This window comes from Phenylobacterium sp. (assembly GCF_037189685.1).
Lineage (GTDB): Bacteria > Pseudomonadota > Alphaproteobacteria > Caulobacterales > Caulobacteraceae > Phenylobacterium.
This window is the reverse complement of the sequence record NZ_JBBCIT010000001.1, coordinates 260,839-275,907: the sequence shown is the minus strand read 5'-3', so window position 1 is coordinate 275,907 and position 15,069 is coordinate 260,839. Positions and strand designations below refer to the sequence as shown.

General features: G+C 70.4%; 10 protein-coding genes. 6 read left to right on the top strand and 4 right to left on the bottom strand.

The window, feature by feature from the left end; all coding sequences use genetic code 11:
* Window positions 1-109 precede the first annotated feature (109 nt).
* Window positions 110-781 (top strand): tRNA (guanosine(46)-N7)-methyltransferase TrmB, encoded by a 672-nt coding sequence (trmB, locus tag WG212_RS01225; protein ID WP_337185234.1) that lies wholly within the window; start codon window positions 110-112, stop codon window positions 779-781.
* Window positions 782-806: 25 nt separating this feature from the next.
* On the opposite strand, the gene WG212_RS01220 is transcribed toward trmB, so the two are convergent.
* The 3 genes from WG212_RS01220 to WG212_RS01210 form a co-directional block, all read right to left on the bottom strand.
* Window positions 807-3,164 (bottom strand): PAS domain-containing protein, encoded by a 2,358-nt coding sequence (locus WG212_RS01220; protein WP_337185233.1) that lies wholly within the window; start codon window positions 3,162-3,164, stop codon window positions 807-809.
* A gap of 95 nt (window positions 3,165-3,259) precedes the next feature.
* Window positions 3,260-4,450, bottom strand: coding sequence for an acyl-CoA dehydrogenase (locus WG212_RS01215; protein WP_337185232.1), 1,191 nt, complete (start codon window positions 4,448-4,450; stop codon window positions 3,260-3,262).
* 151 nt (window positions 4,451-4,601) lie between these two features.
* Window positions 4,602-5,204, bottom strand: coding sequence for a CoA pyrophosphatase (locus WG212_RS01210; protein ID WP_337185231.1), 603 nt, complete (start codon window positions 5,202-5,204; stop codon window positions 4,602-4,604).
* Between the two features lie 244 nt (window positions 5,205-5,448).
* On the opposite strand from WG212_RS01210, the gene WG212_RS01205 reads away from it, so the two are divergent.
* The 3 genes from WG212_RS01205 to WG212_RS01195 all read left to right on the top strand — a co-directional run bounded on the left by WG212_RS01205 (window position 5,449) and on the right by WG212_RS01195 (window position 9,560).
* On the top strand, window positions 5,449-5,994 hold the full coding sequence (locus WG212_RS01205) for an RNA polymerase sigma factor (protein ID WP_337185230.1): 546 nt from the start codon (window positions 5,449-5,451) through the stop codon (window positions 5,992-5,994).
* A 94-nt stretch (window positions 5,995-6,088) separates the two neighbouring features.
* Entirely contained in the window at window positions 6,089-7,063 is a 975-nt protein-coding gene (locus tag WG212_RS01200) for a FecR domain-containing protein (protein ID WP_337185229.1), read from the top strand.
* A gap of 79 nt (window positions 7,064-7,142) precedes the next feature.
* Window positions 7,143-9,560: a TonB-dependent receptor gene (locus WG212_RS01195; RefSeq protein ID WP_337185228.1), complete on the top strand. Its 2,418-nt coding sequence runs from the start codon at window positions 7,143-7,145 to the stop codon at window positions 9,558-9,560.
* A 402-nt stretch (window positions 9,561-9,962) separates the two neighbouring features.
* Here the strand turns inward: WG212_RS01195 and WG212_RS01190 are convergent, their stop codons facing one another.
* Window positions 9,963-10,964: an SDR family NAD(P)-dependent oxidoreductase gene (locus WG212_RS01190; RefSeq protein ID WP_337185227.1), complete on the bottom strand. Its 1,002-nt coding sequence runs from the start codon at window positions 10,962-10,964 to the stop codon at window positions 9,963-9,965.
* 386 nt (window positions 10,965-11,350) lie between these two features.
* Here WG212_RS01190 and WG212_RS01185 point away from each other — a divergent pair, with 386 nt between their 5' ends.
* The gene (locus tag WG212_RS01185) at window positions 11,351-13,681 is read left to right on the top strand and encodes a TonB-dependent receptor (RefSeq protein ID WP_337185226.1); all 2,331 of its coding nucleotides are present in this window, start codon (window positions 11,351-11,353) and stop codon (window positions 13,679-13,681) included.
* A gap of 23 nt (window positions 13,682-13,704) precedes the next feature.
* Entirely contained in the window at window positions 13,705-15,030 is a 1,326-nt protein-coding gene (locus tag WG212_RS01180) for an LLM class flavin-dependent oxidoreductase (RefSeq protein WP_337185225.1), read from the top strand.
* Window positions 15,031-15,069: the final 39 nt, after the last annotated feature.

Genomic DNA, 15,069 nt, shown 5'->3' with positions numbered 1-15,069 from the left:
GGCGATGTCGCGCGCTTCCTGCGACATCGACGCGCGGCCCCGGGGCCGGGTCCCGGTCTTCGCGACGCGAAACCGGGATGACGCGGCGTGGAGGTGCTAGAGAGCCCGCATGACCGACCATCCGCCGCTGCGCTCCTACGGCCGCCTGAAGTCGCGGCCGATCAAGCCGCGCCAGGCCGCGCTGGTGGAAGCCCGCCTGCCTGAGCTGCGCATCCGGCCCGGCCCGGTCGATCCGAAGGCCCTCATGCCGGCCGCGACCGAGGCCTGGCTGGAGATCGGTTTCGGCGGCGGCGAGCACATGGCGGCCCAGGCCGCGCGGCGCCCGGACGTCCTGATCCTGGGCGCCGAACCCTTCACCAACGGCGTGGCCAGCGCGGTCCGCCACATCGACGAGCACGGCCTCCGCAATGTGCGGCTTCACGACGGCGACGTCCGTGAACTGACGGCGCGGCTGCCCGACGGCGCCGTGGCGCGGGTCTTCATCCTCTTCCCCGATCCCTGGCCCAAGGCCCGCCACAACAAGCGCCGCCTGATCCAGCCCGCGATGGTGGCCGAGCTCGCCCGCATCCTGCGACCGGGCGGCAGGCTCCGTTTCGCCAGCGACTGGGCCGACTATGCCGACCAGGCGCTGGAGCTGTTCACGGCCCATCCGGCCTTCGCCTGGGCGGCCGCGCGCGCGGACGACTGGCGGGTCCCGCCGGCCGACCATGTCACGACGCGGTACGAGGAGAAGCGCCTGGGCGACTGCGCGCCGGTCTTCCTCGACTTCGTGCGGGGCTGAAACGGCGCGCGGGTCCGGCCCGCCGTCACGCGGCGGCGCTGCAGCCGGTGTCCGCCGCCGCGTCCCGCCGGCCGGCCGCCGCGGCGATCTCGGCCAGCAGCAACCCCGGAGCGATAGGCTTGCCGACCACGCCGTCCATGCCCGCGTCGAGGTAGGCCTGTCGCTGATGGGCGAGGACGTTGGCGGTCAGGGCCACGATCGGGGTCGCCGCCGGCGCGCCGCCCAGGGCGCGGATGCGGCGGGCCGCCTCCAGGCCGTCGATGCCGGGCATCTGGATGTCCATGAGGATCAGGTCGAAGGCGCCGCGACCGGCCGCCTCCACGCCGGCATAGCCGTCGGCGGCGGTTTCGACACTGGCGCCCAGGTTCTCCAGCAGCCGGGTGGCGATCAGCCGGTTGGTGGGATTGTCTTCGACCACCAGCAGCCGCACGCCATCGAGGGCGGCCTGGACCTCGTCCGAGGCCTCGACCGGCGCCTGGGCGTCTTCGGCCTGAATCTCCAGCCAGAACGTGGAGCCCTCGCCTTCGACCGACGAGAACCCGACCCGGCCGTGCATGAGCTCGGCGAGGCGGCGGGTGATGGCGAGGCCCAGACCGGAGCCGCCGAAGCGCCGGGTGGTCGAGGCGTCGGCCTGGTTGAATCGCTCGAAGAGGCGCGCCTGGGCCGCAGGCGGGATGCCGACGCCGGTGTCCTCGACCTCCAGGCGCAGCAAGCCCGGCTCGGGCCGCAGCATGCGGACCACGACGTGGCCGGCTTCGGTGAACTTCACGGCGTTGCCGATCAGGTTGAACAGCGCCTGGCGCAGGCGGATGGGGTCCGAGATCACCCAGCCCAGGCCGGGCGCGCTATGGACGGTCACCTCCAGGCCCTTCGCTTGCGCCTGAGGGTCCAGAAGGCGCACGACGCCGTCCACAAGGGCGGCGGGGTTCACCGGTTCGCAGGACAGTTCGAGGCGACCAGCCTCGATCTTGGAGAAGTCGATCACGTCGTTCAGCAGTTCCGCCAGCATGCCGCCGCAGGACAGCGCCTCGGACAGCAGCGCCCGGCCTTCGCGTGACAGCCGTTCGCCCTTCAGCAGGTGCAGCACGCCCATCACGCCGTTGAGGGGGGTGCGGATCTCGTGGCTCATGTTGGCCAGGAAGGCGGCCTTGGCCTCGGCGGCGGCCTCCGCGGCGGCGCGCGCCTCCTCGAGCGCCAGCTCCTGACGCTTGAGCGCGTCGCAATCCTGGATCAGGCCCCCGGCCTTCAGCCAGCGACCGTTCTTGGCGACCTCCAGGTGGTGGAAGACGCGCACCCAGCGCTCGCTTCCATCGGGACGGATGATGCGCGCCTCGAAGCTTTCGCCCGACCGCTTGTCGCCGCGGTGCAGCGCCCGGAACGAGGCGCGGATGTGAGGCAGGTCGTCGGGGTGGAAGCCGGGATAGCGGAGATCGACGGCCTCCTCGTAGCTGGAGTGCGTCTGGCCGGTGATGCGCTCGAACTCGGGCGAACACCAGAAGGTTCGCCGGACGTGGTCGATCTCGTAGACGCCGGCCTCGGCCGCCTCGAGGGCGAGGTTGAGGCGGCTGGCGTTGGCCTGGACCTCGCGACGGGCGCGGCGGGCCCGCTGCTCCTCGCGCCGCGCCAGGTCTCGGGCGTCCGCCAGCTCGGTGATGTCCTCGGAGATGCCCTGGAGGCGGTGTACGCCTTCGGCGACCTTCTGGGTGCGGACGGTCACGCGCATGGCGGCCCAGCCGCGCGGCGTGCGGATGCGGTGTTCGAGCCGCACGTTCTCGCCGTCCTGTACGGCTCGGGTCAGGGCCTCGCGCATGCTGGCCCGATCCTGCGGATGGACCGTCTCGTAGAAGCGGTCCGGCGTCCAGACGACGTCGCGATCGAAGCCCACCAGCTCGACGAGTTCGTCCGACCACCAGATGGTGTTGGCGACGGGATCGAAGGACCAGATGCCGATACCCGCGGCGGCGCCCAGCATCTTGCGGGTGCGGCGGCCTTCCTCGATCTCTTGCCGATAGGCGCGGTCGGCGGTGTCGTCGCGCAGCATGACCACATGGCTGCCGTCGGTCATCACCTCGCGGCGGCCGCGGAACCAGCGCCAGCCGCCGCGCCCGTCGGCGACGCGGATCTCGGAGTCGGAGACGTCGCCGGGCCGCACGCGCCGGGCGCGGCCCCGCACGTCGCGGACGTCGTCGGGGTGGTAGAAATCCAGGCACAGGCGGCCGAGCAGCGCGGCTTCGCTGAGGCCGGTGATTTCGCACCACGCCGCGTTGACCACTCGGAACCGGCCGTCCGGTCCCGCGACATGCATCAGGTCACGGCTGTTCTGGAACAGCCAGCGGACCATCCCGGCCTTGTCGGCGGCGCCTTCTGCGCTCTTCCGAACCATGCGTTTCCCCCGGGCGTCCGGGCGTCAGGCCCGGATGCGCGCCGGAAGGGTTATCGAGAGAACCGTAAAATTTGAGTTGTATTCTGATGCGTGCGTCAAAATGCGCTTTCGCCCGTGATGGCGCGGCCCAGGATGAGGGCATGGACGTCGTGCGCCCCCTCGTAGGTGTTCACCGTTTCCAGGTTCGCGGCGTGGCGCATCACATGGTACTCGCCCGAGATGCCGTTGCCGCCGTGCATGTCGCGCGCGACGCGGGCGATATCCAACGCCTTGCCGCAGTTGTTGCGCTTCAGCATCGAGATCGCCTCGGGGACCCAGGCGTCCTCGTCGATCAGCCGGCCCAGGGCCAGCGCGCCCTCGAAGCCCAACGCGATCTCGGTAGACATGTCGGCCAGCTTCTTCTGCACGAGCTGGCGTGAGGCCAGCGTGCGGCCGAACAGGCTGCGACTGGAGACATATTCGCGACTGGCGTGAAGGCAGAATTCGGCCGCGCCCATCGCGCCCCATGCGATGCCGTATCGGGCCTTGTTCAGACACGAGAACGGCCCGCGGAGACCCTCGACGTTCGGCAGCATGGCGTCTTCGGGCACATGGACGTCCGCCAGCGAAATCTCGCCGGTGACCGAGGCGCGCAGGGAGAGCTTGTTCTGGATCTTGGGCGTCTCGAAGCCCCTGGCTCCCCGTTCCACCAGGAAACCGCGGATCTTGCCGTCCAGCTTGGCCCACACCAGCGCCACGTCGCTGACCGGGCTGTTGGTGATCCACATCTTGGCGCCGTTCAGGACGTAGCCGTCCGAGACCTTCTTCGCCGTCGTGCGCATGGAGGCGGGGTCGGAGCCGCCGTCCGGCTCGGTCAGGCCGAAGCAGCCGATGATCCGGCCCGCCGCCATGCCGGGCAGGTACTTGCGCTTCTGCTCCTCGGAACCGAAGGCGTAGATCGGATACATGACCAGCGAGGACTGCACGCTCATGGCCGAGCGGTAGCCGGAATCGATCGCCTCGATCTCGCGCGCGATCAGGCCGTAGGCCACGTGGTTCACGCCGGCGCAGCCGTATTCCTCGGGCAGCGTCGGGCCCAGGAAGCCCAGTTCGCCCATCTCGGTCATGATCTCGCGGTCGAACCGTTCCTCGGCATAGGCCGACACCACGCGGGGCAGCAGCTTCTCGCGGGCGTACTGGCGCGCCGCGTCCCAGATCATCCGCTCTTCGTCCGAGAGCCGCGAGGAGAGGTCGAGGGGATCGTCCCAGCGATAGGTCTTCTGCGGGGCGCCGGCGTCCAGCGGCATGGGCGGTCTCCTTGCGTAAAGTCGCGGGCGGCATAGCGGCTTTTCAGGTCCCCGTGTAGCCGCCTTCGTCGATCGACCCCGGACACGATCGGCATTCTCCACTTTTAGGGAACCGCGGGTTGCATGAGAGAGCCCCCGCTCGCGCGGAGGCCTATCGCGCGGTCCAGTGGGGCTGGCCGATGGCGTCGGTGCGGGCGGGGCGGCCGTGGAGGCAGACTTCGCGGAACTGCCAGAGCCAGGCGGCGGTGGGGGCGTTGATCCAGCTTCCGCGCGCGTACATGCGCAGGAGCGGCGGGCCGTGCGGGTTGCGGACCCGGCGCGGCGCACGGGGGTGGTCCAGGTCGGACAGCGGCACGAACCAGGCGGCATGCACCTCCTCGGGGGCGGGCGACAGCGCCACGGGATCGGGCGTCCAGAGGATCACCGGCGTCACGACCTGATCGCCGAGGGTCACGAAGTCGTCCAGCAGGCCCAGGGCGGCGGTGCGGGTCAGGCGTACGCCGACTTCCTCGTCGGTTTCCCGCAGCGCGGCGTCGATGGCGTCCTCGCCCGGATCAAGGCCGCCCCCTGGCAGGGCGTAGTTGCCGGCGTTCCGGCGCAGGTGCAGGGCGCGGCGCGTGAGCAGATAGGCTGGCCCCAGGTCGCTGGGCGCGAGCACGATGGCCACGGCGGCGCGGCGTCGGCCTTCGGGCGGGATTCCGATGCGTCCGAAGCCCGCAAGGTTTGCGGCGATGCGGTCCCGGAGGGCCTCCAATTCAGCACACCCCCGCGGGATCGAGCAGCCAGGCCTCCCGGAAGGAGTCGTCGTCCTCTCTCATTGCGGGGTCCTCACGGGCCCGGAGGTTAAGGCGTGTCGAGGCGAGAGGGAATGCGTCCCGCCTCGGCGGACGCGTCCACCGGCGCGGCGCCCGGCGAAAAGGCTTGGCAAGACGTCGTTCCTTCGCCATGCGGGCGGGTAAGGATACGCCCGCCGCAAGGCGGCAACGACGAGGCAGGGGTTGGCGGCGCCGCGGTCGACGGATCGGGTAGGAGACGAAGGACCGCTCTACAGCGCGTTCCTGGAGAAGCGCGAGGCGCTGCTCCTGTTTCTGGCCGCCCGCACGCGTTGCATGGCGACCGCCGAGGACCTCCTCCAGGAGCTCTATCTGAAACTCCACGGGCTGGACGACGAAGCGGCGGTCCGCGCGCCGGCGGGTCTCCTCTTCCGCATGGCGGCGAACGTCCTCGTGGACCACGTGCGCAGCGGTGACCGCTCGGCCCGGCGAGACGCCAGCTGGCGGCAGGAGACGCGGTCGATGCTCGCCGGCGAAGACGTGACGGACGAGCCTGCGGCGGACGAAGCGCTGATCGCCCGGGAACGCATCCGCCTGCTGGCGGAGGCGGTGGCCGAGTTGCCGCCGCAGATGGGTCGCGCCTTCCGGCTGCACAAGCTGGAAGGACTGACCCAGGCCCAGACCGCCCAGGCCATGGGCGTTTCGGTGAAGATGGTCGAGCAGCACATCCAGGCCGCCGTCCGCAACCTCACGCGGCGTCTGCGGCCATGATGGATGAAATTCATCGGGGACCTAGGGTCGGCGGGGCGCGGCGCCGTCTTCGACCTTGCCCGGCGCAGCGTGCGCATTGCGGGCCAGTGGAGCCATGAGCGGCAGGACGATCAGCCAGGAAGGGGCGGCGGCGGACGCCGGCGCCTGGCTTGCGCGCCTGCAGCGCGACGACCTGACCGCCGCCGACGCCGAAGCCTTCGAGGCCTGGCTGGCCGCACACCCAGACAACGTCGAGGCGTATCGAGAGGCCTTAGCGGTCTGGCACGAGTTCGAGACCGTCGCGCCGGCCGTTCGTTCGGAGCTGGCCGAGCTGGGTCGGCGCCAGGCGCAGCGCCAGGGCATGGTCCGCCGGCGCTGGATCGTCGGCGGCGGCCTCGCGGCCGCAGCGGCGCTGACCGTCGCCGTGTTGCCCCAGGTCTCCGGACAACCGGACGTGCAGGTCTATGCGACCGGCAAGGGCGAGCATCGCCGCATCGCGCTTCCGGATGGTTCCGCGGTCGACCTCAATGCGGAGTCCCGGCTCAGCGTGACCTACTCCGGCAAAGGCCGCGACGTGGTGCTGGCCGACGGCGAGGCCATCTTCGACGTCGCCCACGATCCGAAGCGGCCGTTCGTCGTCGAGGCGTCCGGCCGGACGGTGCGGGTGCTGGGCACCCAGTTCGACGTCCGCAACCGCGACCGCGTGCTCAGCGTCACCGTGGCGCGGGGCAAGGTGCAGGTCTCGCCGGGTGCCACCCCGGGCGCGGGGGCCTTCGTGCTGACTCCGGGCCAGCGGCTGCGGATCGACCCCGTGGGCGTGGGCCGGCTGGCTTCGGTGGACCCGGCCGAGGCGTTCGGATGGCGCACGGGGCGGCTGGTCTATCGGAACGAGCCCCTGGCCGACGTCGTCGCCGATCTGAATCGCCAGTTCGTGCGCCAGATCGAGATTTCGGACCCCGAGCTGGCCCGCATGCCGATCACCGGCGTGATCGTGATCGACGATCAGGACGCGGTGGTCGCGCGTCTTGGCTTGATGCTGCCGGTAAGATCGGTACCCTCCGAGCGGGGTACGCTGCTGCTTCGGAAATGACCGGGCGCGGCTGACCCGCCTGGGCCCATGCGGGCCAAGGGGGCGACAACCATTTTGACTATGGGCTGATTGCCGCGTCGTGGATCGGGAGCCGCGCCGGCGGAAGCGGTCCTGGGCGGAGCTGACCATCCTCTCGCGTCGGGAATTGCTGGCCGCTGTCGCGGGCGTGGGCCTGGGCCTCGCCTCGGCGCCCGCGCATGCCGCGCCGGCCCGTATCCAGTTTCACGTCCTGCCTCAGACCTACGCCGAGGCGCTGCTGGACGTGGCGCAGCAGGCCAACATCACCCTGATCGGCGCCGGCGCCTGCACCGGCCGCTCCGGCTTGGGCCTCCAGGGGCCCTATACGGTGGAGCAGGCGCTCGAGCGCCTGCTGGCGGGCGCGCCCTGTCGCTGGCGGCTGATCGCCCCCGGCGCCGTCGAGATCTCGCCGCTGCCCGAGGCGCCGGCGCCGCGCCTGTCGCCGCCCGTCTCGGTCGCTGAGCTGCTCGTGACCGCGACCAAGCGGGTGCGGAACGCACGGGAACTGGCGGTGGCCGTCACGGCGGTTCCGCGCAACGACCTGCGTGCGTCGGGCGCCAGCGACGCCGCCGATGCGGCCGGCCAGCTTGCGGGCGTCCTGGCCACCAACCTCGGGCCGGGTCGCAACAAGCTGCTGCTCCGCGGCCTGGCTGACGGCGCCTATACCGGTCGGGCCCGTTCGATCGTGGCGACCTACCTCGACGACATCCCCATCAACTATAATGCGCCCGACCCCGACCTGCGGCTGGTGGATGTCGATCGGGTGGAGGTGGCCCGCGGGCCTCAGGGCGCACTCTACGGCGCGGGGAGCCTGGGCGGGGTCTACCGGATCGTGGCGCGGCGTCCGAACCTGAGCGCCATACAGGCCGAGGTCCGCGCCACGGGCGCCCTGACCCGCAGCGGCACGCCCAGCGGCGCGGTGGAGGGCTATGCGAACTATCCGGTCTTCGAGGACCGGCTGGGCCTGCGCCTCTCCGCCTATCAGGAGATCCAGGGCGGATATCTCGACGACATCAGCCAGGATCGCGAGAACGTCGACCGCACCGACCGGCGCGGGGCGCGCCTGATCGTGCTCTATCAACCCGATGACAACTGGTCGGTGTCTCTGACGGCCGCCGGCCAGCACCTGCGGTCGCGGGACACGCACTACACCTCGCCCGGCCTGGGCCTGAAGCGTTCGGTCCGGATTCCCGAACCCCACGTGAACGACATCACCCTGCTCACCACCACGGTGAAGCGGTCCTGGGGCTGGGGCGAACTCATCGCCTCGGGCGGCTACATCCGCCACGCCTACAGCAGCCTGTACGACGCCACGGCGACCCAGGACCTCTACACCTCGTTCGCCCGGACGTCGGCCTATTCCGAGCGCAACCGCACGCGGATGCTGGTTCAGGACGTCTATCTGGCGTCGCGTGGCGCGGGCCCCTTCCAATGGCTGGGAGGCCTCTACGGGTCGGACACCCGCATACACGCGCCGACCGAGTTCCTGGCCCAGATCCCCAACCTGCCGAACTTCCATGTGTACGGCGACACGCGCCGCGACCATGTGCGCGAGATCGCCGCCTACGGCGAGGCGTCCTGGATGTTCGCGCCGGGGTGGACGGTGGCCCTGGGGGGGCGCGCCTTCCACATCGACACGCGGACGCGTTCGGCCGTGGTCGCGGAACGCTTTCCGCCCCGCGATTTCGACCGCAACGCCTCGACGACCGGCCTTTCGCCCAAGCTCTCGATCCAGTGGGAGCCTGGCTCGGGCCACCTGATCTACGCCGTGGCGTCCGAGGGCTATCGGCCCGGCGGCCTGAACTCGGGCGGGGCCGTTCCCCTGCCGGAGGGGCGCGAGACCTTCCGCCCGGACCGGATCGTGAACTATGAGATCGGCGCCAAGACCCGCGCCCTGGAGGGCCGCCTGGCCCTGAGCGCGGCGGTCTTCTACGCCGACTGGGAGGATATCCAGACGGACCAGTTCCGTCCCTCCGGCATCGCCTACACCACCAACGCCGGCGACGCCCATATCCTGGGGGTCGAGAGCGAGCTCTCGTATCGAGGACCCTACGGCCTCACCCTCCAGCTCAACGGCCGGCTCGCCCGCACCCGGACGTCGAATCCGAACCGCGACTTCACCAACAACCTGGTCCATGCGCTGCCGGGCGCGCCTTCGACGTCGGCGGGGGCCCTGGTGAGCTGGGAGCGCGAGATCCGGGACGACTGGCGGCTCAACCTTCTGGGCCAGGTGAACTATGTGGGCGCGTCCCACGTCTCGTTCGACGCCGCGGCGCCCAGGACCGGCGGCTACATCCGCAGCAAGGTCTCGGCCGAACTGGTCGGCGACCGGTATGCGGTCCAGGTCTTCCTGCTGAATCCGTTCGATTCGCTGAACGACACCTTCGCCTTCGGCAACCCCTTCAACCCGAACCAGATTCGGCAGATCACGCCCCTGCGGCCGAGGACCCTCGGCGTGACGGTGTCTGCGGCCTTCTGAAACTTTTTTGGCGGCCGACCTAGGGACGGCCCCGTACGGCGCCGTCTCAGCCGCGACCCTGTGCGACTGGAGAGCCGCGAGGTCGGACCGCGCCGGGCTGGCGCGGCGCAAGCGGGGCGCCCCGGGCTCGATCGGGCGCGCCGCGAGCCATTGGAGCGCGGCCCCGACGAGGAGAGCGTCAGGGGCCGCGCCTCTCTCCCTGCCTGCGTCGAAGAATCACGTTTGGCCCCGGGCCGCGACGGTGCTACTGTAGGGCTGTCGATGCGGCCGGCCCGGGCTGCGCGGAGCGTCACGGCGTTCCAGATCGACGCGCGTCGGCTCTCCAGTCACCGGCACGAGACCTACCGCCCCGGCCCGAGATCGTCACACCTCGGCCGGGGCTTCTCGTCTTTGCTTCCTGATTCAGCTCGTCACGGCCTGGTGCCAGGCGGCGTACGGCCCCCGGCCCAGGACCTGTGCCTGGAAACCGGCCAGCGCCTTGTTCACGGCCTGGGTCATGGCGGTGTTGGGATGCACGGGGCGTCGCAGGGGCCTCTGGCCGTTCGGCAGGGCCACGAGCTCGGCGACGGCGCGCGCAACGTCGGCCGGATCGCTGTCGCGCGGACCGGTCATGGTCGCCCGGGTCATGGCGATGTGCTGTTCGTAGGCTTTCGCCCGTTCGGGCTCGTTTCGCGCGATCATCGCCTCGACCGCCTTGGCGCCCGTATCCCAGATGCGGGTCGGGTATCCGCCGGGCTCGATGATCGTCACCTCGACGCCGAAGGGCGCGAGTTCATAGGCCATCGCCTCGAAGGCCGCCTCCAGTCCCCATTTGCCGCTGCAATAGGTGCCGATGTTGGGGAGGATGATGCGCCCGAGCTGGGACGACACGGGCATGAGGAGGCCCGAGCCTCTGGCGCGCATGCCGGGAAGGGCGGCGCGGGCGACGCGCAGGCCGCCCAGCAGGTTGGTCTGCATCTCGGCCTCCAGCGCGGTTTCGTCGTGCAGCTCGACGGGGCCGGAGATTCCGATGCCGGCGTTGCTCAGCACCGCGTCCAGACCGCCGCCGGCGATCTTCTCCGCCTGGCCGACGCCCCGCGTCACCTGATCGGGCTTCGTCACGTCGATCTCGACCACATGGACCTGGCCCGGCTTGCCCTTGGCCTCGGCCAGGAGCGAGACGGCCTCGGGCCGGCGGCCCCCGTCCAGGTTGCGCATGGACGCAATCACCGTCGCACCCAGGTCGGCCAGATGCAGCGCCGAAAGCCGGCCGAAACCTGAGCTGGACCCTGTGATGAGGATCGTCTTTCCCTTCAGTGCGCCCGGCGTCGGGGCCTGCGCGTGGGTGACGGTGGCCGCGCCCGTGGCCAGCACCGAGGCGGCGCCCAGCAGCGCGCGGCGGTTCATCGTAGGATCGTCCATCATGGCGTTCGCTCCCGGCTTCCTGTTTCTGCGGTTCCTTGCTCCGACAGTAGCTGGGATTTCCGTGAGAACCATCGGCATCGGCTAAGCTCGGCGCGATGTTAGAAAAACTGTATCGATTAAACCAAGTGAATCTATAGGAATTATAGGGCGACGCGTTCCTCCCCCTTCCGGCGTCGTGAGTGACTTCATGAGGCGTCTCGGCGACGAGGCGCCTCATGCCTCCGGGGACCGGAGAGTTCAGTATGCGTCTTCAAACCACGTCCATCTGTCGTCGGCGCTGAGACCGGCCCGGCCCTGGCCGGGGACGCCGGGCGGACACCGCCTGGCCGCGACGTTGGAGCTTTCATCGAAATGCGGGCGGTGACCGTCCGCCAGGGGATACCTCAATGCCAGCCATTCATCGGCGCGGCGGCCTTGCCGTCGCGATGGCGGCGCTTGCCGCCGCCACAGGACCATTCGCCCACGCCGCCGAGATCGCCGCCGATGGGGCGGCCGAGGCCGCAGCCGGCGAGGTCGACGAGGTCGTCGTCACCGTTCGTCGGCGCGCGGAACGCCTTCAGGACGTCCCGATCACCGTCTCGGCGGTCAGTGGGGCCGTGCTTGCCGTCGAGCGGCTGGACCGCGTTTCGGAGTACGCGGCCAAGATCGCAAACTTCAACGCCCTGCAGCAGAACACCCGGGTGTCGACCCTGACGATCCGCGGCGTGGGCGGCAACGCCAACAGCGACGGTTCGGAGGCCGGCGTCGGCCTCATCGTCGACAACGTCTTCTACACCCACCCGGGCTTCAGCTGGCTGGACTTCGTGGACCTGGAGAGCGTCGAACTGGCGCGCGGCCCTCAGGGCACGTTGCTGGGCAAGAACACGACCCTGGGCGCACTGGTGGTGACGACCAAGCGCCCGTCGTTCACCCCCGAGGCCACGGTCAGCGCGACCCTGGCGAACCGCGAGCGCTATCAGTTCCGGGCCAACCTCTCGGGGCCGATCGTGGAGGACCGGCTGGCGGGGCGGCTGACGATCTACCGCGACACGGGCGGGGGGTGGCTGACCAACAGGGTCGACGGCAAGGAGTACCTGGACACCAACCGCTGGGCGGTGCGCGGCCAGCTCCTCTATCGCGACGGCGGGTTCCAGAACCGCCTCATCGCCGAGGGCTACAGGACCAAGGAGTTCAACAACTACTATCCGGCCGCGGGCGACCCGCTGACGTTCGTGAACGGCGCGGTGCGGAACGGCTGGCAGCGGCGCCTGCAGAGCGCCTTCGGGTACACCCCTTCGTACGACCTGCCCCGCGACCCCGACCTGGACACCCAGGAGCGGATCCTTTCGCGCACCTACGGGATCTCCAACCAGGCCGACTGGTCGATCGGAGAACACACCCTGACCTCGGTCACGGCGTGGCGGCAGCTCTACTTCCGGCCGCGCAACGACTCGGACGGCACGCCCTTCCCGATCGTTCGGGCGGGCTACGACGTGGACGTGGATCAGTATTCCCAGGAGTTCCGGTTGGCTTCGCCGACCGGCGGCGCCTTCGACTATCAGGTGGGCGTCTACGCTCTGCGCCAGGACGTGCGGAGCAACTATCGGACACAGTTCTTCAGCGCCGCCAGCGCCTTCTTCCTCGGGGCGACGGTCCCCTCCGTGGCGCTGGACGGGCTGGAGACCAACCAGCGGGGCGAAGCGAAGACCGATAGTCTCGCGGCCTTCGCCCAGGGCACGTACCGATTCGACGAGCGCGCCAGCCTGACGCTCGGCCTCCGGTACACCACCGAGACGCGGAAGGCGTCGAACGAGGCCCTGTCCTTCGGGGGCGCGCCGCTGACCGGGGCCCTGGCGGCGCTGGCGCCGTTCCGCGCCGCCGTGGCGGGAACGCCGTTCACGGTGACCGGCAAGAAGACGTCGGACGCCGTCTCGTGGCTGATCAATCCCTCCTACCGGATCACGCCGGACGTGCTGGCCTACGCGAGCGCGAGCTACGGGGAAAAGTCCGGCGCGGCCAATCTGGGCGCGCGGCCGGGCGATCCGATCATCATCCAGCCCGAGAAATCGCTCGACTTCGAGCTCGGCGTGAAGACCACCCTGCTGGGCGGCCGGGCCACGCTGAACGCCAACCTCTACCACAATGAGATCGAGGACTATCAGGCCACGCTCACCACCCAGGTCGGGGCCACGGCGCGGTCCTATCTCGCCAACGTGGGCAAGGTGCGGCTGCGTGGCGTCGAGGTCGAGGGCCAGGCCCAGTTGTCGCCCGTCTGGCGGGCCTCGTTCAGCGCGGCCTACAGCGATCCCGAATACGTCTCGTACCGCAACGCGCCGCCGCCGCCGGAATATGCCTTCCCCGGCGCGCCGGCCTCGGTCGACCTGTCGGGCACACGGGTTCCGTTCGCGCCGCGGTTCACGGGCCAAGTCAGCCTGAACTTCGAGCAGCCGCTGGACTCGGGTCTGGTGGTCTTCGGCTACGCGAACCAGACGTGGCGCAGTTCGACCTATCTGAACGCCCTGTCCGCCTATGGCCGGCAGAAAGCCTACGGCCTCACCCACGTCGGTCTCGGCGTCCGGACCGACGACGGGCGGTGGTCGGCCAACGTCTGGTCGAAGAACCTGTTCGACAAGGACTATGCCGCAGCCTTCGGCATGGCGAGCGCCAATTCGCCCTATATCGCCATCCTGGGCGAGCCTCGGACGTTCGGCCTTACGCTGACCGCCCGCCCGTTCTAGGAAACCGCAGAGGGGGCCGCGCCGTGACGTCCGATCGCCAGATGCGCCTGGGCGCGTTCCTGTTCGGCCTGGGCCATCATCTGGCGGCCTGGCGCCACCCTGAGGCGGACCCCTCGGCGCTCACGCGGTTCGAGCCGATCCTGCGGTCGGCGCGCCTCGCGGAGGCGGCGGCGTTCGACGCCGTTTTCTTCGCCGACAACGTCGGCCTGCCGGGGGGCTCCCTGGAGCGGCTGAGCCAGGGGCCGCAGGTCTACTACTGGGAGCCGCTCACCCTCCTGGCGGCGCTGGCGACCCAGACCGAGCGGATCGGCCTGATCTGTACGGTTTCGGCCACCTACATGCCGCCGTACCACCTGGCCCGGAAGTTCGCGTCGCTGGACCAGCTCAGCGGCGGCCGGACGGGCTGGAATCTGGTGACCTCGGCCTCGGACGCCGAGGCGCAGAACTTCGGGCTGGAACACCAGCTCGCCCACGACGACCGCTATGCGCGCGCCGCCGAGTACCTCCAGGTGGTGACGGGCCTCTGGGACACCTGGGACGATGACGCCCTGGTCCTGGACAAGGCGGCGGGCCGCTTCTTCGACCCCACGAAGGTCCGGCGGCTGGACCATGAGGGACCCTACTACAGGGTTCGCGGGCCGCTCCAGTCGGGCCGGCCGGTCCAGGGCCGGCCGGTGATCGTCCAGGCGGGGTCGTCTGACGACGGCCGCGCGTTGGCGGGAGTCTCCGCCGAGGTGGTGTTCACGGCCCAGCAGAGCCTCCCCGGCGCCCAGGCGTTCTACGCCGACATCAAGGCTCGCGCCGTCGCGGCGGGACGTGACCCCGCGGATGTGCTCATCATGCCGGGCGTGATGCCCTTCGTGGCCGAGACGCGTGAAGCGGCCGAGGCGCGTTTCCAGTCCCTGCAGGATCTCGTCGACGTGCGTCAGGCGCTGGGCCTGCTGTCGGGTCTGACCGGGACCGACCTCTCCCGCGCCGATCTGGACGGGCCGTTCCCCGACCTGCCGCCGACCGAGGGCTGGCGGGGGCGGCAGGAGTTGTTCCGCCAGGTGGCCGAGGACGAGGGGCTCAATCTGCGCCAGCTCATGTACCGGGCGGTCTCGGCCCGGGGCCACAAGGTGGTGGTCGGCTCGCCGCAGGACGTCGCGGACATGATGCAGCAGTGGTTCGAGGCCGGCGCGGCGGACGGCTTCAACGTGATGCCGCCCATCCTGCCGGGGGACCTCGAGGCCTTCACGCGCCTGGTCGTCCCCGAGCTGCGCCGGCGCGGGCTGTTCCGCGACGCCTACGAGGGCGTGACGCTGCGCGACCATCTGGGCCTGAAGCGGCCGGCGGTCGGTGCGCCCTGACGCGGCGGGCCTGGCGCCGCGGGCAACCTGTGCGCCGGG

Coding starts and splice junctions, on each gene's coding strand:
- WG212_RS01215 (WP_337185232.1), bottom strand. CDS start 4,450: ATGCCGCTGGACGCCGGCGCCCCGCAGAAGACCTATCGCTGGGACGAT.
- WG212_RS01200 (WP_337185229.1), top strand. CDS start 6,089: ATGAGCGGCAGGACGATCAGCCAGGAAGGGGCGGCGGCGGACGCCGGC.
- WG212_RS01185 (WP_337185226.1), top strand. CDS start 11,351: ATGCCAGCCATTCATCGGCGCGGCGGCCTTGCCGTCGCGATGGCGGCG.
- WG212_RS01190 (WP_337185227.1), bottom strand. CDS start 10,964: ATGATGGACGATCCTACGATGAACCGCCGCGCGCTGCTGGGCGCCGCC.
- WG212_RS01220 (WP_337185233.1), bottom strand. CDS start 3,164: ATGGTTCGGAAGAGCGCAGAAGGCGCCGCCGACAAGGCCGGGATGGTC.
- trmB (WP_337185234.1), top strand. CDS start 110: ATGACCGACCATCCGCCGCTGCGCTCCTACGGCCGCCTGAAGTCGCGG.